An 18,904-nucleotide genomic window follows, 5' to 3' on the forward strand; every position below is an offset into this window, starting at 1 on the left:
GCCTATAGAGTCCATGTATATTGAGGAAGGCAAGCTTGCCATGCAAGAGGGCGGAATGGCAGACATCGTTGTCCATGCGCCATACATTATTAACCTTGGATCATACAAAGAAAACACGTATGAGTTGGCTGTGAGTTTCCTTCAGGAAGAGATTCGTCGTACACATGCGATTGGTGTCAAAAATATCGTGCTACATCCCGGTGCATTTACGGACAAGGATGCTCACTACGGTATCGGACGTATTGCTGAAGGATTGAATGAAGTACTAGACGGAATAAGAGAGACGGATGTCAATATCGCTCTGGAAACCATGGCTGGCAAAGGGACTGAAATGGGCCGCAGTTTCGAAGAGATCGCTCAGATCATGGAGAAGGTTACACACAATGAACGCCTTACTGTATGTATGGATACATGTCACATTCACGATGCAGGTTATGACATTGTAAACGACCTGGACGGTGTTCTTGAGCAATTTGATCGTACGGTAGGGCTTGACCGCATTGCCGTAATGCATATTAATGATAGTAAGAACCCTGTGGGTGCGCACAAGGACCGTCATACACCGATCGGCTCCGGCTGGATTGGTTTTGAGGCAATTAACCGCATCGTGCATCATGAAGCTCTAAAGGGCCGTCCGTTTATTTTGGAAACGCCTTGGATTGGCAAAGATGCCAAAACGCAGCGTCCGATGTATGAAGCGGAGATTGCGTTGCTTCGTGGGGATGTTGCGGGTCGATTTGGTCCCGAGTTCCTGACGGAAGTGGAACAACTGCATCATTTCTTCAAAGGAAAAGAGATAGAGTCCCGTTCGTACGTTCTGGATATTTGGACGCTTCTCAAAAATGATGCCAAAGCCAAGAAAGCCGATCCGCGTGAGCCGTTGGAACGTCTGTATGACCTCGTGGCTGAAGCCGCATTGTTCCCGCACTTGAATGAAGAACAACTGAATCATCGTTTGATCGCCTGGCTTGCAGGAAAAGAAGTTTTTGTCACGGCCTAGTTGAAGGAGGAAGAATAACCCGATGGAGATTCACGCTAAACAAGTACGTCCTGATGTTAAAAACCGCGCCGATCGGGCGCGGATGCTCATTTCCTGTCCAGATGGACCCGGAATTGTTGCTGCAGTTTCCCATTTCCTGCACCAGCATGGTGCAAACATCGTTCAGTCGGACCAGTACACCATGGACCCGGCTGGCGGCATGTTTTTTATGCGGATCGAGTTTGATCTTCCACAATTATCGGTGAATCTGCTCAAGCTGGAAGCTGATTTTGAAGAAGTGGCAAGCCGTTTCAAAATGGATTGGAGTCTTTCTGCGGTTAGCCGCAAGAAGAAGCTGGCCATCTTTGTATCCAAGGAGGATCATTGTCTGGTCGAGCTGTTGTGGCAATGGCAGGCTGGCGATCTGGATGCAGACATCGCACTTGTCGTGAGCAATCATCTGGATATGAAGGACTATGTAGAATCATTTGGCATTCCTTATCATCATATTCCGGTTACAGCGGATACGAAGAAGGAAGCGGAACAGCGCCAACTGGACGTCATTGGCAATGATATCGATGTAATCATTCTTGCGCGTTACATGCAGATCATTTCACCAATGTTCATTGAGCATTACCGCAATCGCATTATTAACATTCATCACTCGTTTTTGCCTGCCTTTGTCGGTGGTAAGCCGTATGCCCAAGCGTACAACCGCGGTGTCAAAATTATCGGTGCCACGGCACACTATGTTACGGAAGAGCTGGATGGCGGACCCATTATTGAGCAGGACGTACAGCGTGTAAGCCACGGGGATGATGTAACCGAGTTGAAACGCATTGGACGGACCATTGAGCGTGTAGTTCTTGCCCGTGCCGTCAAATGGCATGTTGAGGATCGTGTACTGGTTCATGAAAATAAAACCGTTGTATTTTAAGCTAATGCTTTAATACTGCGCAAGGTTGATTCGGAAAGACATATACTTCTATTCCTAAAAAAAGAAAAGGCGATTCCCTATTCGTGTCTGAACGGGGGATCGCCTTTTTGGTTGTGCCGCCATACAAGTCCACACACACCAACGGCTACGCCAAATAACAGATGCCCTGCCAGCCAGTAAAGGATCGCTTTTACATCAAACAGATCAGGCACACGAGTCGACAGCTGGGAGAGCGGGATATACAGCAGGGAAGAGAGCGCGCCGATCAGGACGCCTTTGGATATCGGATAACCCGAACGCTGAATCCACCATATGTACAAGATGCCGAGGATTATGGAAACGATAAGATGCAGCACAAATTCGATGTATTCAGGTAATGTGGGTGGAAGCCAGGGAACAAAATCAATGTTCAGCAGCAAGGTATAGACTTTTAGACCGGAGTAAGTCTGAATGGCCTTTAAAAAGAACCCGAGCACAAGTCCGGATGTAAGACCTGTTAAAACCCCGGCTTTCCAGGGTAATATGTGCTTTAACAACTTTGGTGGCTTAGCCGAATGATCCGGCATATCCAAATCCTCCTTTCGATATGAAGTACAGCCTGATGTGAACAAAAGTCCGATTTTCCAATCATGATCAAGGATCATTATATGCAAAATCAACTTCAATATCTAAAAAGAGTATGGTTTTCCGCTTAAAGGTTATACTTCATCCGATGGATTTGCGATGCTGGCTGTGCCAGACCCTGTGCTGAAATGCTTAGTATGACACTCTTTTTGCACAACTGGAAACAAATCCCTCATCACAAACAGCCGAATTTTCCCGATCTTCTAAAAGAAGGTTATGGAAAACCTTCACGCCAAGTGATACAATACAAAAGTGAATAAGTCAAAATGAAACACTCAAGCGGATTCACTTATTGTTATATACGGTTTGCTTGTATGATGAGAGGGATTCGCTTGCGCAACCCGACTTATCTAAAGACATGAGGAGGACAAACCATGACTGACAAGAACGAAGCGATTCAAAAGGAAGAAAACAACACCATCGACAACCTGTCGATCACTACCGTACGTACACTGGCGATTGATGCAATCGAGAAGGCAAATTCCGGACACCCGGGAATGCCTATGGGCTCCGCTCCAATGGGGTACCAACTTTTTGCAAAAACGATGACACATAACCCGGACCACCCAACTTGGGTTAACCGGGACCGTTTTGTCCTGTCCGCAGGACATGGCTCCATGTTGCTGTACAGCTTGCTTCACCTGAGCGGGTATGACCTGCCTATGGATCAACTGAAACAGTTCCGTCAATGGGGAAGCAAAACGCCGGGTCACCCGGAATTCGGACATACTGCAGGCGTTGATGCAACAACTGGACCACTGGGTCAAGGTATTGCAATGGCTGTAGGTATGGCTATGGCTGAAGCTCAACTGGGCGCAACATACAACAAAGACAAATTCAACGTAATCGACCACCATACGTACGCGATTTGTGGTGACGGTGACTTGATGGAAGGCGTATCCCATGAATCAGCTTCCCTGGCTGGACGTCTGCACCTGGGCAAATTGATCATGTTGTTCGACTCCAATGACATCACACTGGATGGTAAATTGAACCTGTCTTCTTCCGAAAGCATCGCGAAGCGTTTTGAAGCTTACGGATGGCAAGTGCTGCGCGTTGAAGATGGTAATGATCTGCCTGCAATCGAAAAAGCGATCCAAGAAGGTCAAGCAGATACACTGCGCCCTACACTGATCGAAGTTAAAACTGTCATTGGTTATGGTAGCCCGAACAAACAAGGTAAAGGCGGCCACGGCGGTACTCACGGATCTCCACTGGGTGCAGACGAAGCCAAATTGACTAAAGAATTTTACAAATGGGTTTACGAGGAAGATTTCCACGTACCAACTGAAGTTCGCGAACACTTTGCACAAGTGAAAGATCGTGGTATCTCTGCAAACAAAGCATGGGACGAGAAATTGGCCGAGTACAAAAAAGCATTCCCTGAGCTGGCAGCTCAATTCGAAACGGCAATCAATGGCGACCTTCCAGAAGGTTGGGATCGCGATCTGCCTAAATATGCAGCAACAGACAAAGCTGTATCCACTCGTGTAGCATCCGGTAATGCGCTGAACGGTTTGGCTCATAACGTGCCACAACTGACAGGCGGATCTGCTGACTTGGAAAGCTCCACAATGACTCATCTGAACAACCTGGAGAACTTCTCACCTGAAGATTACTCCGGTCGCAACATCTACTTCGGTATCCGTGAATTCGGTATGGCTGGAGCAATGAACGGTATGGCACTGCACAGTGGTGTGAAAGTATTCGGAGGTACATTCTTCGTATTTACAGACTACCTGCGTCCAGCTGTTCGTCTGGCTGCCCTGATGGGTCTGCCTGTGACGTATGTCCTGACTCACGACAGTATCGCTGTTGGGGAAGACGGTCCTACTCACGAACCAATCGAGCAATTGGCATCCCTGCGTATCATTCCTAACTTGACGGTTATTCGTCCGGCTGACGGTAATGAAACTTCCGCAGCATGGGCTTATGCGCTTGAGAACAAGAGCAATCCGGTTGCACTCGTACTCACTCGTCAAAACCTGCCGATTCTTGAAGGTACCGTTGAAGGTTCCCGTGAAAACGTGAAACGTGGTGCATATGTTGTCTCTGATGCAAAAGACGGCAAAGCTGTGGCACAAATCATCGCAACAGGTTCCGAAGTGCAACTGGCTGTCAAAGCCCAAGCAGCACTTGCTGAACAAGGCATCCAAGTTCGTGTAATCAGCATGCCGAGCTGGGATCTGTTCGAGAAACAGGACAAAGCTTACAAAGAATCCGTTCTGCTTCCGGATGTTAAAGCTCGTCTGGCGATTGAAATGGCTTATCCAATGGGCTGGGAAAAATATGTCGGCGACCAAGGCGACATTCTCGGAATCAGCACATTTGGTGCATCCGCGCCTGGAGACCGTGTTATCCAAGAGTACGGTTTCACTGTGGATAACGTGGTTAGTCGCGTGAAAGCATTGCTGTAATAGCTTGAAAAATGCTGCCAGGAGGGACAGGTTAATTTTTGTCCAGCCGAGCAGCAAGTGATTTCCGGCAGAGAATGGGCGGGTAACCGCCCTGATCTGTTTTGCCTTTTGTTTTCATTAACTTCAGGGGGAGCGGGTACGCATGTCACAGTTTGATCAAGTCAGTGTAGTGAAAGAGGCCAACATTTATTATGAGGGCCAGGTAACTAGCAGAACAGTTATTTTGGGGGATGGCAGCAAGGTGACTCTGGGTATTATGCTTCCAGGCAGTTATGAGTTCGGCACAGATTCCCGTGAGATTATGGAGATTCTGTCCGGCGATCTGAGAGTATTACTTCCCGGAGAAGAAGATTGGCAAGAGATTCAAGGTCAAGCTACGTTCCACGTGCCTGCCGAATCCAAATTTAAACTGGAGATACGCAGCGTTACCGACTACTGCTGTTCGTACCCGGCGGAATAATACAAGAAGGGTAAACAGAACCGCGACTCGCGGATTCGGTTAACCCTTTTTGCTTCTTAAACTCTAACGACAAAGTTCGGGCTGCAAGCTTGTCAGCCCTGTGGATTTGAAGTATCCTTAGGCTAAGTTGTTTCGAATGGAAAACGGAAAAAAATATGCTACCGATATCAGGAGGTTTTATAGATCATGGCAAAAAAAGTGAAGTTTGACTACAGCACAGCTCTGCAATTTGTCAATCAGCATGAAGTGGACTATTTCGCTGAACCGATTCGTTTGGCTCACGAGCAGCTTCACAACGGAACAGGTACAGGATCGGATTATCTGGGCTGGATCGACCTGCCTACCGCTTATGACAAAGAAGAGTTCTCCCGCATTCAAAAAGCGGCTGCCAAAATCCAAAGCGATTCCGAAGTACTGATCGTTATCGGTATTGGTGGATCATATCTGGGTGCTCGTGCAGCGATTGAAATGCTGACACACTCTTTCTACAACAACCTTCCTAAAGAAAAACGCAAAACGCCTGAAATCTATTTCGCAGGAAATAACATCAGCTCCACATATGTAACTCATTTGCTGGATCTGGTTGAAGGCAAAGACTTCTCTGTTAACGTCATCTCCAAATCCGGTACAACAACGGAGCCAGCAATTGCTTTCCGTATTTTCCGTGCAGCACTGGAGAAAAAATACGGTAAAGAAGAAGCGCGCAAACGTATCTATGCTACAACAGACAAAGAGCGCGGTGCATTAAAAGAACTGGCGAATGCAGAAGGATATGAATCCTTCATTATCCCGGATGATGTAGGTGGACGTTACTCCGTTCTGACAGCTGTAGGTTTGTTACCAATCGCAGCAGCCGGCATTAGTATTGAGGAAATGATGCAAGGGGCGGCTGACGCTTCCAAAGAATACAGCAACCCGAACGTAGCCGAGAACGAAGCATATCAATATGCGGCAGTTCGTAACGCATTGTATCGCAAAGGCAAAGGAACTGAAATTCTCGTAAACTACGAGCCATCCCTGCATTTTGTATCCGAATGGTGGAAACAGCTGTACGGAGAGAGTGAAGGTAAAGACTATAAAGGGATCTATCCTGCATCTGTTGATTTCTCGACTGATTTGCACTCCATGGGTCAATTCATTCAAGAGGGTAGCCGGAACATTTTCGAAACCGTGATTCAGGTTGCTGAAGTATCGGAGCACATCTCGATCGAAGCGGATCCGGATGATCTGGATGGTCTGAATTTCCTTGAAGGTAAAACAATGGACTTTGTTAACAAAAAAGCGTTCCAAGGAACATTGCTTGCACACACAGATGGTCAAGTACCAAACCTGATTGTGAACATTCCAGATATGTCTCCATATTCTTTCGGATATCTGGTATACTTCTTTGAAAAAGCATGCGGCATTAGTGGTTACCTGCTCGGAGTCAATCCATTTGACCAACCAGGCGTGGAAGCTTACAAGAAAAACATGTTCGCTTTGCTGGGCAAACCAGGCTTTGAAGAAGAGAAAGCAGCGCTGGAAGCGAGACTTTCCGAATAATTCATCGGTCTGCTCATATAGTTAAATAAGGTAATGTAATTACATTCGGGTAGTCATTGTAAAGCAATGGTTTCCCGGATGTTAAACCAAAGCAGTTCGTCCGCGTCCGCGCGGGGAACTGCTTTCTTGTAAAATGGATCAAATTGGAAAGTTGGATAGGGATGATTGAACGTTATCGCACGGTTCGAGGACCGGGCAATCTGGAAATTGTAATCAAGAAGTCGCGATTTATCGGTCATATTATGCCGGTCACGACGGAAGAGGAAGCCAATGCTTTTATTGATGAAATCAAGAAAAAACATTGGAATGCTACTCATAACTGCTCGGCGTATATGATTGGTGAGCGGGATGAGATCCAGAAGCAATCCGATGATGGCGAACCAAGCGGAACCGCTGGAAAACCCATTCTTGAAGTAATCAAAAATCAGCAATTGAAAAATGTGGCTATCGTTGTTACGCGTTACTTTGGGGGAATTATGCTTGGAGCAGGTGGGTTAATTCGCGCTTATACCGATGGAGCAGTTGCAGCCATTGAAGCGGGGAAAGCGATTACCAAAGTGCTCCATCGTGAAGTGTTGGTTGAACTGGATTACACATGGCTGGGTAAAGTGGAAAATGAATTAAGGAGCCGGGAAGTCCGTACAGGTGAAACTGGATTCACCGATAAGGTTACGTTGACTTGTCTTCCGCCGGATAGTGAAACTGAGGCATTTATAGCCTGGATCACAGATTTGACGCAAGGGCAATCCCGGATCACGGAGGGACAGCGGCTTTATTTTATTGAAGGGGAATAAAATATATGGCTAGAAGAGCAGTCGAACAGGAGTTGTCGAGGGAGCGGATACTGGAGGCGGCGAGGCATCTTTTTATTACCAAAGGATACCGCGCCATTTCGATGCGAAGCATCGGCCAGCATCTGGGCTATAGTCATGGGTCGCTGTATTATCATTTTAAGGAAAAGGCAGAGCTGTTTTATGCCATCGTGGTTGAAGATTTCAATCATCTGGGGCATCTGCTGCTGCAAGCCATGGTCAGGCCAGTCATGGGCGGCGTGAGCAAGGTAGAACATATCATGATGGAGTTTATTCGTTTTGGTTTGGAGAATCCGTATCAGTACGAGATCATGTTCATGATTCGGGATGAGGAATTGCTATCGTATTGTCGTACGGAGCAAGGAAGATGCTTTGAATTGTTTGCCTCCATTATTCGGCAATACATGAATGAAGAGGGTTGCACGGAAGAGGATATTCAATGTGTACCACGTACACTGTTTTTGTCCATGCATGGATTCATATCGTACTATATTCAGGATCGTTTGACCTTTTCAGAGATTGAATCGGCTGCGTTATCTCATGTCAAAGTACTCTGCCGTAATCTCCAACACCAGCCTGGCGTCCAATAAGGCGCTTTTGTCGCACTCCACACTTCAGGACGGTGAATTGTCATAACATTAATTCTTTATAACGTTGTCTCGCGAAAGTTATTACGCGAAGAAGACCATGACAGGCGGGTTACATCCCTAAAATAGGGTGGACCGCCTGTTTGTTTTTTGTTTCCATTGATGGCGAATCATTAGACATGGGATGGAAAGGAAGCTAACCTTCCATGAGTTTAAGAAAATACTCCCGCTGACGAGGACCATCAAATTCGCAAAAATAGATGCCCTGCCATCTGCCAAGCAATAATCTGCCCTCATGTATAATCACTGTTTGTGATGGTCCGGTTGTGATCGATTTCAAATGAGAAGCCGTATTTCCTTCAGCATGTCGATATTCAGGATGCTCCCAAGGGTACACTTCGTTCAGGCGAAGCAGTACGTCATGTTTGACATCCGGATCTGCATTTTCATTAATTGCAATGCCTGCTGTCGTATGTGGACAATAAATCAATACAGTCCCATTCTGCGCACCACTCTCACGGACAACTTGCTCCACTTCCCGCGTAATATCTTTCATCTCATCCCGTCTGGATGTCGATAGATTCTTCGTATATAACATATTAATCCACTCCTTTTGCTCGAAATTTACCCTCTAGATTGTACCTTAACCATTACATACCAAACAAACCAAGAATCTTGCGGTGGTTTTAAAAATGCCAGAATAATGTAGATGTCAGAAAAAATCTTTCTCATTTGAGAAGGGATTAAAAAAAATCTGTTGTTACCAGCAATTAACAGAGGGTTATGTCCGCTTTGCAGCCCGTGTAATAAGGTATAAATCCATCTCACAGCTGCCCCGCTTTTATTCCATAAAAGCATTGACGATTAGCACTGCAAACTGGTAAAGTATCAGATAAGTAAAAACCAAGTAGACTAATGGGAATAATATTAAAGTAATAAAATCCAACTAAGGAAAATGGTTGTACCAAAACAGGAAGACTGCCGACCGGACATAGAACCGGAGGCTGGGAGGGAATGCAGCAATGAATACCGTTCTTCGTCATAAGGGATGGACTTGGGGATTCCGCAGTACCGTATTGCTATATTTTATCGTACTCATTGTACTTCCAATCATCGGTGTGTACGTCAATTCCTTCTCTGAAGGATGGAGCAACTTTATCCAAAGCATCATGGACCCTATTGCATGGAAAGCCGTGCTCTTAACGATCCGGCTGGCCGTTATAGCAACGGTGATTAATGTCATTCTGGGAACCATGATAGCATGGGTGCTGACACGTTATCGCTTTTTCGGGAGGTCGTTCCTTAACAGTCTGGTAGATCTTCCTTTTGCACTACCAACAGCCGTTGGTGGACTGATGATTATGCTGCTACTGGGTCCGGTTAGTGCCATCGGGAAACTGGCGGAATCCATGGGGTTTGAAATTGTATTTCACCAGCCTGCGATTGTGATCGCGATGACCTTTGTTACGTTTCCTTTTGTCATCCGTGCGGTGCAGCCTTTGCTCGAAGAGATCGATCCTTCAGAGGAAGAGGCTTCCTACACGATGGGAGCATCGAAGGCGCGTACGTTCAGGCAGGTCATTCTTCCGTCCATGGCTCCGGGCATGATTAGTGGGGGAATGCTCGCATTCTCCAGAGCACTGGCCGAATTTGGCGCTGTTGTGCTGGTGGCAGGCAATATTCCGGGAAGAACATTGACGGCTTCCGTATTTATATACGGCGAGATCGAAAGTGACAATCCAACCGGTGCCGCAGCCGTATCCGTACTGCTCTTAACACTCTCCTTCCTGATCCTCTGGCTCATTAACCTGGTGCAGATGCGGGGGAGAAGACGATGAGGCGACTATTAATCGGACTGACGTTTGCGGTGTTCATTGTACTGCTGATCATCCCGCTTGGACGTATTTTTATTGGTGCATTTGAAGACGGGGCAGGAGGATTCCTGGAAGGGCTGTTGCGCCCTGAGGCGCTGCATGCCTTGATGATGACAGGACTTGTTGTACTTGTCGTCACGCTGTTAAATACATTGTTTGGCGTTATGATGGCCATCTATCTGGTTCGCGCCGGATGGCTGAGTGACCGGGTGAAAGGGCTGCTGAACAGCATCGTGGATCTGCCCTATGCTGTATCCCCAGTGATTGGCGGATTAATGATTGTATTGCTTCTGGGACCCAACAGCATTATGGGTGCTTTTTTTGAAGGGATAGGATTCAACGTGGTGTATGCTTTTCCGGGCATGGTCATTGCAACGTTGTTTGTCACTTTTCCACTGATGGTCCGAGAGGTAATGCCTGTTTTGCAGGAGCTGGGATCTCAGCAGGAAGAGGCTGCATCAACGCTTGGTGCATACGGCTGGAGAACGTTCTGGAGTGTTACCTGGCCTTCCATTCGTTGGGCGGTTGTATACGGTCTTGTGTTGACGGTTGCCCGCTCGCTTGGAGAATTCGGTGCGGTGCTGGTTGTATCGGGTAACATTATGAACAAAACGCAGACGGCAACAACGCTGGTATATCAGGATGTTGAGAATTTTAACGTAGCTGCCGCAAATGGTGTGGCATTGGTACTGGTTACCTTTTCCGTCGGGCTACTGCTTATGATGGAATGGGCCAAGAAGCGAAAGGAAGTGCATTGAGATGCATGTGGAAGTCCGTGATCTGAACAAACATTTCGGTGATTTTCATGCGGTAAAAGATGTCTCGTTCGATATTGCCAAAGGCCATCTAATCGGTTTGCTGGGACCCAGCGGAGGTGGGAAAACCTCCATTCTGCGTATGCTGGCGGGTCTGGAGAACCCTGATTCAGGAGAGATTCGTTTTCACGGAAAGGTCGTAAACCATCTGCCTCCGCAGGAGCGGGGAATCGGATTTGTATTTCAGAACTATGCCTTGTTCAAACATATGACGGTATTTGATAATATCGCCTTTGGACTGAAGGTCAAAAAGACTCCCAAAGCCCAGATCCGTGATCGGGTCATGGAGCTTGTGGAGTTGACTGGGCTGAAAGGTTTCGAACAGCGTTATCCGCATCAGTTGTCTGGTGGACAGCGGCAGCGTGTTGCATTTGCTAGAGCATTGGCCCCGGAGCCACAGCTGCTGTTGCTGGATGAACCATTCGCCGCCATTGATGCCAAGATCCGTCAGGAACTGCGTTCATGGCTAAGAGAGCTGATTGAGCGGGTGGGCATCACTTCGATTTTTGTAACCCATGACCAGGATGAAGCAATCGAAGTTGCCGACGAAATCATGATTATCAGCCAAGGACGGTTAGAGCAGAAGGGTACGCCATGGGATATTTACAAAAACCCGGAGACACCTTTTGTTGCCACATTTATTGGGGAATCCACCGTCGTGGAGGACGCTTCACAGCTTAAGGGCTTCGAACATGCGGTGGAAGGGGAGCGCACACGTGCACTGATCCGGCCTGAGTATATCGAGATCGGTTTGAAAAATGAATTTAGCATGCTATCCGCTACTGAAAAGGGTACCGTCAAACACCTTCATTTCCGTGGAAGTGAATGGATGGTAGAAGTGGAAGTTGAGGGCCATAAACTCATTACGTATCGTTCTCTGGAGAAAACAACCTTGCAAGTCGGTCAACAGATTCGGGTGCTCGTGCATCGTGCGTATCTGTTTAACGAAACTCATAGCTGGGTTGTTGAGAACCGATTAAAGGAAGATCCAATGCCAGTCATCATTTAATCAGAACATCAATTATTCATGGAATGATCTAGAATTTTGGAGAGAGGTGCTGCTCATGCAGACGAGGAAGAAGAAAACCATACCTATATATATCGTCCTGATGCTTCTGCTCGTCTGCATGACTGTTGGATGTAGTAAGCAGGAGGATGCAAGCGGGCAGAATGTGCCCTCTGGTAACGATTCATCCAATACACTTGTGATTGGTGCTTATAGTGTAGCCAAAGACGCCGTTGGAGAGTTACTTCCCGAATTTCAAGCGGTATGGAAGGCGAAGACCGGACAGACCGTTCACTTCCAGGAATCCTATGAAGCTTCGGGTACACAGGCAAGAGCCATAGTTGGTGGTTTCGAGGCTGATGTGGCCTTGCTCGCAATGGAGAGCGATATCGACAAGCTCGTTAAAGCCGATCTAGTCAGCTCCAATTGGAAACAGGCACCGAATGATGGCATGATCACCCGTTCGATTGTTGTTCTGGGCACAAGAGTAGGCAACCCGCTGGGGATTCGCGATTTTGAAGATTTGACCAAGCCGGGTGTTAAGGTGCTTTATCCTAATCCGAAGACGTCAGGCGGAGCGCAATGGGACATTAATGCCATCTATGGTGCAGGGTTGAAGTTATCTGAGGCGCAAGGCAAGAAAGATCCCGCCGTGGCCAAAGCCTTTTTGGAAAAAGTACATGAGAATGTCGAGTCACTGGATAAGAGTGGTCGTTCTTCGATGGCGGCATTTGAATATGGCGTGGGGGATGTTATCGTCACGTATGAAAATGAATTGCTTGCCCGTATTGCAAAGGGTGTAAATTATGACATCGTGGTTCCCAAAAACACGATCCTGATTGAAAATCCAGCGGTTGTCGTAGACAAATATGCGGATAAGCATGGCAATCGTGAATTGGCGGAGGCTTTTGTAGCCTATCTGCGAACACCGGAAGCACAGCGCATTTTTGCCAAGCATGGTTTCCGCTCGGTAGACCCTGAAGTGTTTGCAGAGACGAAGTCCTCGTTCCCAACGCCTGAAGGTCTGTTCGATATAAACTACCTCGGCGGATGGGACAAAGTGCGCAGTACGCTGTATTCCAAACGAGGTGTATGGTATCAGGTGTTGGCGGGGTTATAGACTTGTACGATGATCACCCTATTATTGAATTTCAGAAGATAAATTGTGACCCAAACCTTCATTTCACTTTAAAAGTGGGATGGAGGTTTTTTGCATAGCTAGACAATAATGTTATTTCATTTAAACCCGATAGGTTAAGTTGGGAAAAATCGTTGCAATTTGCCGAATCCTTGCCTATACTAGCTAACAGAACGTTAAATTACAGCGAGGGGAAATATCATAATGAAATCTAAAAAAATGTGGCTGTCATTAATGCTGGTTCTGGTTGTGGCAATCATGAGTGCATGCGGAAGCAGCGGTGACGGAACAAGTTCGTCTAATGCCGGAGAAAATACAGCAACTACGGATGATGGCCAGCCGAAAGATGGCGGAAGCATTATTATTGCCGTTCAGGATGATCCCAAAGTGATGAATCCGATCTATGCGGGTGACCGTGTAACGTTGACGATTGATCAATCCTTATATGCTCCACTGTTCAATGTGAATGATGGCAAAAAAACATATGTGCTCGCAGAGAGCGACAGCTTCTCTGATGATCACCTGACGTATACGTTGAAACTGAAAGACGGTCTGAAATGGCATGATGGACAGCCTCTGACAGCGGACGACATCGTATTCACGATGGATAGCATCCTCGATGAGAAGCAGCACAGCTCTTCCCGTAGTCAGTATGTTTTCGATGGTAAGCCGGTGAAAGTAACCAAAGTCGACGATCTGACTGTGGAATTCAAATTGCCGGAAGTATCTGCTGCCTTTGAAGGAGCATTGGTTTCTTTCTACCCGATTCCGAAACACATTTTTGAAGGCGAAGCGGATATTGAGAAAAGCGACAAAAACAACAACCCGATCGGTTCCGGTCCGTTCAAGTTCAAGGAATATCGTCCGGGCGAATACGTAACATTGGAACGTTTTGATGATTACTTTGCAGGCAAAGCTCATCTGGATAGCGTGACGTATCGTGTAGCGAAAGATCCAAATGCAGCGAACCTGGCTTTACAAAACGGCGAGATTCAAATGCGTATGGTGGACACACAGGATTACAACAAATTGAATGACACAGGCAAATTCAACATGCTGACTTACCCGGAAGGCCGCTTGCAATACATGGTGTTCAACCTGAACGTGCCTTCGATGCAAAAGAAAGAAGTTCGTCAAGCCATCGCTTATGCTTTGGATAAAAATGAACTGATCACGGCTTCGTATTCCTCAGCTGATTTTGCTGAACCGGCTCCGTCGATTCTGACACCGGATACGCTGTACCAAACGGATGATGTTGAGAAATACGACTACAATCTAGAGAAAGCAAAACAATTGCTGGCTGATGCAGGCGCAAGTAACCTGAAATTGCGTCTTGCATACACAAACACTAACAAACCACAAACAAGCCAAGCACTATACATTCAGCAAAAGCTGAAAGACGTAGGCATTGAAGTGGAATTGCTGCCTATGGATGGAACAGCTTATGGTAACCGTACATTGGATATGAACAATACAGACTTTGAACTATCCTTTGGTGGATACATCATGGGTTATGAGCCAGATGCTTATAAATCTCTCTTCCTGAGTGATGCGGCATACAACTACTCCCATTACAAAAATGCAGATTTCGACAAGCTGTGGAATGAAGCAGCCGTTCAAATTGATGAAACGAAACGCGGCGATTTGTACAAACAAATCCAACAAACCGTAGCAAACGAAATGACGGTATACCCAATTGCCTACACGAAAGCAGTAGTAGCAGTTGATAACACATACGGCGGCGTTGAGGATGCGAATCCGAAACCAGTCGTGATGCTTGAAGATCTGTCTAAAATTTATAAAAAATAAGTTACAAGCCAATAACGCCGGCCGCGAGGCCGGCGTTGATTCGGAGGTGCCCAAGTGAACAACTATATTGTCCGAAGGATCGCACAAGCAATCCCTCTTCTTTTTGTAATCTCCATCGTATCGTTCACCTTGATCAAGCTGGCGCCGGGCGATCCGGTGCTTTCCTTTGTTACCCCAAATATGGGGGCAGAAGATGTGGAGCGTATTCGGCAAAACCTTGGACTCGATCAGCCGATGTACGTGCAATATGTCGTATGGCTCAAAAATGTACTATCTGGTGACCTTGGTTATTCACTGGTGAATCATCGCCCGGTTGCCGAAATGATTATTGAACGATTACCCGCTACGTTTGGCTTGATGGGGGCATCGCTATTATTATCTTTGCTCATTTCCATTCCGCTCAGCATGATTGCAGGTTCTCGTCAGAACAGCCTGTTTGACCGTGGGCTCAGCCTGATCTCGTATATCGGGATATCGATTCCTAGCTTCTGGTTCGGTATGATGCTGATCTATTTCTTTGCAGTACAGCTGCACTGGTTGCCAAGCATGGGTATGAGAACGGTGGGTATGGACTCCGCATGGGATATTATCAAACACGGCATTCTGCCATGTACCGTACTGACCTTCATGAACGTGTCTGTGTACATGCGGTATATTCGTTCGAATACGATCAGTCAGTTGGAGGAGGATTATGTTCAAATCCAGTATGCCTATGGTGCAACCAAAGGAACGGTACTGCTTCGTCATGTGCTCAAAAATGTACTGCTGCCTGTAATCACCATTCTCGGCATGTCTTTGCCGGAGCTGATTGCCGGAGCGTTTATTACGGAATCCGTTTTCTCATGGCCAGGAATGGGATCTCTCGGGATTTCGGCCGTTCACGGCCTGGATTATCCGATTATTATGGGTATTACGATGATGTCTTCTGTGCTGCTGGTCGTCGGAAACCTGGTAGCTGATATCTTATATGGCGTGGTAGATCCACGAATCAAGACAACGGGGTGAGACAAAAATGAATTCAATGCGCTGGCGTAATTTACGGACGCAGTTCCGGCAGCAGAAACTGGGTCTTGCGGCTGTCATCATATTGGGCATCTTTGTGCTCGCATCCCTGTTTGCGTTTCTGTCTCCACATGATCCTAATGAAATTGTAGTGATGGAGCGGCTGCAACAACCAAGTGCAGATCATTGGTTTGGTACGGATGATTACGGACGGGATTATTTGGCTCGGGCGTTGTACGGGGGACGTGTGTCTCTCGCCGTAGGTTTCCTGTCGATGGCAATCGCCGTTATTATGGGAACACTTGTAGGTACGGTTAGTGGTTATTTTGGCGGCTGGGTGGATAATACGTTGATGCGTATTGTTGACGTGCTCATGTCGATTCCATCCTTCTTCCTGATGCTGATCCTGAACGCATATCTCAAGCCGGGAATCGGTACGATTATTGTCATTATTGGGGTGCTGAGCTGGATGAATATTGCGCGGATTGTCAGGGCTGAGGCGATGTCGGTCAAGCAGCGGGAATACGTGCTGTATGCGCGTGTATCCGGGCAAAAGCCAGGCCGGATCATCATGAAGCACATTATTCCCAACATTATTCCAACCATTATTGTCGCAGCAACGATCAACATTGCGAGCGCGATTTTAATGGAATCGTCATTAAGCTTCCTCGGACTGGGTGTCAAACAGCCGAATTCCTCATGGGGCAGCATGTTGAACGATGCGCAGGGCTTTATTAGTGAAGCGCCGTATATGGCGATCTTCCCAGGACTGTTTATTTTGCTGACAGTATTGTCGTTTAACTTCTTGGGAGATGTGTTCCGTGTAGCCTTCGAGCCCAAAGCGAACAAGCGATAGATAAATGACAACCCATATCATGTAAACAGCGGGGTGAATACAACAATGACAGATTTATTATCGGTCAAACAACTGAAAACGTCCTTTGCAACCCGGGAAGGTGAGGTACAGTCCGTCCGGGGTGTGAGTTTTACGTTAAATGAAGGCGAAGTGGTTGGACTGGTCGGAGAGTCCGGCAGTGGCAAAAGTGTTACGGCCCGTTCACTGATCCGACTGATCCAGTCGCCGGGCCGGATTACGGATGGTGAGATTCTCTTCCGTGGAGAGGATCTGCTGACCAAGTCGGATAAGGAGCTGCGCAAAATTCGGGGCAACCGCATCTCGATGATTTTTCAGGACCCAATGACATCACTTAATCCAGTGGTTCGTGTAGGCAAACAGATGACAGAGGTCATTCGTCGCCACCGAAAAATGGACAAGTCGGCTGCGCGCAAGGAAGCGATTGAGTTGCTGCGGCAAGTAGGTATTCCTTCGCCCGAAGAGCGGATTGACCAATATCCACACGAGTTCAGCGGAGGCATGAGGCAGCGGGTAATGATCGCGATGGCTCTGTCCTGCAAACCAGAGTTATTGATTGCGGACGAACCAACGACAGCGCTGGATGTGACCATTCAGGCACAGATTTTGCAACTGATGCAGGAACTGAAAGAGTCTACTCAGACATCCATTCTGATGATTACGCATGACCTTGGTGTCGTTGCTCAGGTCTGTACCCGGGTCATTGTGATGTACGGTGGACTCATTATGGAAGAGGGGCCAGTGGAGCGTATTTTCGCTCATCCGCAGCATCCGTATACCCAGGGGTTGCTGCGATCCATTCCGAAGCCAGGAGAAGAAGGTGGACGCCAGCGGCTATCAACCATTGAAGGTACACCGCCTAATCTGCTTCACCCGCCAACCGGGTGTCCGTTTATGGAGCGTTGTCCACACGCCATGGAGGTATGCAAACAGATGCCTGCGTATACCGAGACTGTACCGGGTCATAGAGCGCTATGCTGGTTGCTGGACGATCAGGGTCGGGAACAGCATCAGGCACAAGCAGGAGCATCGTCAGAGGAGGTGGAGAAATGAGTACAGGCACAGATCAGCGTGAAGTGCTACTGGACGTGCGTGGATTGAAAAAGTATTTTCCCGTACGTGGGGCTGGCAAAGGCAAAGACGTCGTGAAAGCCGTGGATAACGTCAGTTTTCATATTCACAAAGGAGAGACATTTGGACTGGTCGGTGAATCTGGCTGCGGCAAATCAACGACTGGACGCAGTATTGTGAGACTTTATGATGTGACGGACGGAAGCATTATGTTTGGCGGGCATGACGTAGCCAAGATGAGTGAACGCCAGTTGAAGCCGTTTCGCAAACGAATGCAGACGATTTTTCAGGACCCCTATTCTTCACTGAATCCGGGCATGAATGTCCTGCAGATCATTAGCGAACCCATGGAAATTCATAATTATGCTTCCAAGGCAGAGATAAAGGGGAGAGCGCTTGATCTGATGAACCGTGTTGGCCTGAAGCCGGAGCATGCGGAGCGTTATCCGCACGAGTTCAGTGGCGGGCAGCGGCAGCGGATCAGCATTGCCCGTGCATTGTCGGTGAACCCGGAGTTCATTATGTGTGATGAGCCGTTGTCCGCCCTGGATGTGTCCGTACAGGCACAGGTGGTCAATATGCTTGAAGATTTGCAGGAAGAGATGGGACTGACCTATTTGTTCATTGCCCATGATCTGTCGATGGTCCGGCACATCTCGAATCGAATCGGTGTGATGTATCGCGGCAAACTGGTTGAAGTTGCTCCAACGGAAGAGCTGTATCGTAATCCGGTACATCCGTACACCCAGGCATTGCTGGCTGCAATTCCTGTACCTGATCCAAGTGTTCGGAACGTGATGCCACCGATCTATAGTGGGGATACTGATCCTTCCGCTCGGGGACGGGATGAAGAGCCGGAGTGGATGGAGGTTTCGCCAGGACACTTTGTATCCGGCTATCGGGACAGGATATAATGGATTAGGAATATCCATGGAATAATGATATATGTTGACAGGA

At 47.4% G+C, this 18,904-nt stretch carries 18 protein-coding genes; 16 read left to right on the forward strand and 2 right to left on the reverse strand.

The window, feature by feature from the left end; all coding sequences use genetic code 11:
* Both AMS66_RS15785 and purU read left to right on the forward strand, forming a co-directional pair.
* Positions 1–1,000 (forward strand): deoxyribonuclease IV (locus tag AMS66_RS15785; protein ID WP_236703430.1); only part of this gene is annotated, 1,000 nt, incomplete at its 5' end.
* A 22-nt stretch (positions 1,001–1,022) separates the two neighbouring features.
* On the forward strand, positions 1,023–1,916 hold the full coding sequence (gene purU / locus AMS66_RS15790) for a formyltetrahydrofolate deformylase (protein ID WP_053781717.1): 894 nt from the start codon (positions 1,023–1,025) through the stop codon (positions 1,914–1,916).
* A gap of 77 nt (positions 1,917–1,993) precedes the next feature.
* On the opposite strand, the gene AMS66_RS15795 is transcribed toward purU, so the two are convergent.
* On the reverse strand, positions 1,994–2,482 hold the full coding sequence (locus AMS66_RS15795; protein ID WP_236703432.1) for a hypothetical protein: 489 nt from the start codon (positions 2,480–2,482) through the stop codon (positions 1,994–1,996).
* A gap of 432 nt (positions 2,483–2,914) precedes the next feature.
* Between AMS66_RS15795 and tkt the strand changes: the two genes are divergently transcribed.
* The 5 genes from tkt to AMS66_RS15820 all read left to right on the forward strand — a co-directional run bounded on the left by tkt (position 2,915) and on the right by AMS66_RS15820 (position 8,361).
* A complete protein-coding gene (gene tkt / locus AMS66_RS15800) occupies positions 2,915–4,957 on the forward strand; it encodes a transketolase (RefSeq protein ID WP_053781718.1) in 2,043 nt (680 codons plus the stop codon).
* Between the two features lie 142 nt (positions 4,958–5,099).
* Positions 5,100–5,417 carry a pyrimidine/purine nucleoside phosphorylase gene (gene ppnP, locus AMS66_RS15805; protein WP_053781719.1) on the forward strand — a complete coding sequence of 106 codons (318 nt, stop codon included), beginning with the start codon at positions 5,100–5,102 and terminating at the stop codon, positions 5,415–5,417.
* Between the two features lie 186 nt (positions 5,418–5,603).
* Positions 5,604–6,959, forward strand: a complete 1,356-nt coding sequence (locus AMS66_RS15810) for a glucose-6-phosphate isomerase (protein ID WP_053781720.1) — start codon at positions 5,604–5,606, stop codon at positions 6,957–6,959.
* Positions 6,960–7,120: 161 nt separating this feature from the next.
* Positions 7,121–7,753, forward strand: coding sequence for a YigZ family protein (locus AMS66_RS15815; protein WP_053781721.1), 633 nt, complete (start codon positions 7,121–7,123; stop codon positions 7,751–7,753).
* Positions 7,754–7,758: 5 nt separating this feature from the next.
* On the forward strand, positions 7,759–8,361 hold the full coding sequence (locus AMS66_RS15820; RefSeq protein WP_053781722.1) for a TetR/AcrR family transcriptional regulator: 603 nt from the start codon (positions 7,759–7,761) through the stop codon (positions 8,359–8,361).
* Between the two features lie 193 nt (positions 8,362–8,554).
* Here AMS66_RS15820 and AMS66_RS15825 read toward each other — a convergent pair whose 3' ends face one another.
* Complete coding sequence (locus AMS66_RS15825; RefSeq protein WP_053781723.1) at positions 8,555–8,956, reverse strand: secondary thiamine-phosphate synthase enzyme YjbQ; 402 nt, start codon at positions 8,954–8,956, stop codon at positions 8,555–8,557.
* A 424-nt stretch (positions 8,957–9,380) separates the two neighbouring features.
* Between AMS66_RS15825 and cysT the strand changes: the two genes are divergently transcribed.
* From cysT to AMS66_RS15870, 9 genes are all read left to right on the forward strand, one after another.
* Positions 9,381–10,196: a sulfate ABC transporter permease subunit CysT gene (gene cysT, locus AMS66_RS15830; RefSeq protein WP_024629352.1), complete on the forward strand. Its 816-nt coding sequence runs from the start codon at positions 9,381–9,383 to the stop codon at positions 10,194–10,196.
* A complete protein-coding gene (locus AMS66_RS15835; RefSeq protein WP_053781724.1) occupies positions 10,193–10,990 on the forward strand; it encodes a sulfate ABC transporter permease subunit in 798 nt (265 codons plus the stop codon). The genes cysT and AMS66_RS15835 overlap by 4 nt, the downstream gene beginning before the upstream one ends.
* Before the next feature lies 1 nt (position 10,991).
* The gene (locus AMS66_RS15840) at positions 10,992–12,056 is read left to right on the forward strand and encodes a sulfate/molybdate ABC transporter ATP-binding protein (RefSeq protein ID WP_053781725.1); all 1,065 of its coding nucleotides are present in this window, start codon (positions 10,992–10,994) and stop codon (positions 12,054–12,056) included.
* A 55-nt stretch (positions 12,057–12,111) separates the two neighbouring features.
* Positions 12,112–13,173, forward strand: a complete 1,062-nt coding sequence (locus AMS66_RS15845) for a sulfate ABC transporter substrate-binding protein (RefSeq protein ID WP_053781726.1) — start codon at positions 12,112–12,114, stop codon at positions 13,171–13,173.
* Positions 13,174–13,395: 222 nt separating this feature from the next.
* Complete coding sequence (locus AMS66_RS15850) at positions 13,396–15,000, forward strand: ABC transporter substrate-binding protein (protein WP_053781727.1); 1,605 nt, start codon at positions 13,396–13,398, stop codon at positions 14,998–15,000.
* Between the two features lie 54 nt (positions 15,001–15,054).
* Positions 15,055–16,005, forward strand: coding sequence for an ABC transporter permease (locus tag AMS66_RS15855; RefSeq protein WP_053781728.1), 951 nt, complete (start codon positions 15,055–15,057; stop codon positions 16,003–16,005).
* Between the two features lie 7 nt (positions 16,006–16,012).
* Positions 16,013–16,858 (forward strand): ABC transporter permease, encoded by an 846-nt coding sequence (locus AMS66_RS15860; RefSeq protein ID WP_053781729.1) that lies wholly within the window; start codon positions 16,013–16,015, stop codon positions 16,856–16,858.
* A 45-nt stretch (positions 16,859–16,903) separates the two neighbouring features.
* Positions 16,904–17,929, forward strand: coding sequence for an ABC transporter ATP-binding protein (locus AMS66_RS15865; protein ID WP_053781730.1), 1,026 nt, complete (start codon positions 16,904–16,906; stop codon positions 17,927–17,929).
* On the forward strand, positions 17,926–18,861 hold the full coding sequence (locus AMS66_RS15870) for an ABC transporter ATP-binding protein (RefSeq protein WP_053781731.1): 936 nt from the start codon (positions 17,926–17,928) through the stop codon (positions 18,859–18,861). Before AMS66_RS15865 ends, AMS66_RS15870 begins: the two co-directional genes overlap by 4 nt.
* Positions 18,862–18,904 lie beyond the last annotated feature (43 nt).

This window comes from Paenibacillus xylanivorans (assembly GCF_001280595.1).
GTDB lineage: Bacteria > Bacillota > Bacilli > Paenibacillales > Paenibacillaceae > Paenibacillus > Paenibacillus xylanivorans.

Coding starts and splice junctions, on each gene's coding strand:
- AMS66_RS15815 (WP_053781721.1), top strand. CDS start 7,121: ATGATTGAACGTTATCGCACGGTTCGAGGACCGGGCAATCTGGAAATT.
- AMS66_RS15860 (WP_053781729.1), top strand. CDS start 16,013: ATGAATTCAATGCGCTGGCGTAATTTACGGACGCAGTTCCGGCAGCAG.
- AMS66_RS15850 (WP_053781727.1), top strand. CDS start 13,396: ATGAAATCTAAAAAAATGTGGCTGTCATTAATGCTGGTTCTGGTTGTG.
- AMS66_RS15840 (WP_053781725.1), top strand. CDS start 10,992: ATGCATGTGGAAGTCCGTGATCTGAACAAACATTTCGGTGATTTTCAT.
- AMS66_RS15795 (WP_236703432.1), bottom strand. CDS start 2,482: ATGCCGGATCATTCGGCTAAGCCACCAAAGTTGTTAAAGCACATATTA.
- AMS66_RS15845 (WP_053781726.1), top strand. CDS start 12,112: ATGCAGACGAGGAAGAAGAAAACCATACCTATATATATCGTCCTGATG.
- tkt (WP_053781718.1), top strand. CDS start 2,915: ATGACTGACAAGAACGAAGCGATTCAAAAGGAAGAAAACAACACCATC.
- AMS66_RS15810 (WP_053781720.1), top strand. CDS start 5,604: ATGGCAAAAAAAGTGAAGTTTGACTACAGCACAGCTCTGCAATTTGTC.
- AMS66_RS15835 (WP_053781724.1), top strand. CDS start 10,193: ATGAGGCGACTATTAATCGGACTGACGTTTGCGGTGTTCATTGTACTG.
- AMS66_RS15870 (WP_053781731.1), top strand. CDS start 17,926: ATGAGTACAGGCACAGATCAGCGTGAAGTGCTACTGGACGTGCGTGGA.
- AMS66_RS15820 (WP_053781722.1), top strand. CDS start 7,759: ATGGCTAGAAGAGCAGTCGAACAGGAGTTGTCGAGGGAGCGGATACTG.
- AMS66_RS15825 (WP_053781723.1), bottom strand. CDS start 8,956: ATGTTATATACGAAGAATCTATCGACATCCAGACGGGATGAGATGAAA.
- ppnP (WP_053781719.1), top strand. CDS start 5,100: ATGTCACAGTTTGATCAAGTCAGTGTAGTGAAAGAGGCCAACATTTAT.
- cysT (WP_024629352.1), top strand. CDS start 9,381: ATGAATACCGTTCTTCGTCATAAGGGATGGACTTGGGGATTCCGCAGT.
- AMS66_RS15865 (WP_053781730.1), top strand. CDS start 16,904: ATGACAGATTTATTATCGGTCAAACAACTGAAAACGTCCTTTGCAACC.
- purU (WP_053781717.1), top strand. CDS start 1,023: ATGGAGATTCACGCTAAACAAGTACGTCCTGATGTTAAAAACCGCGCC.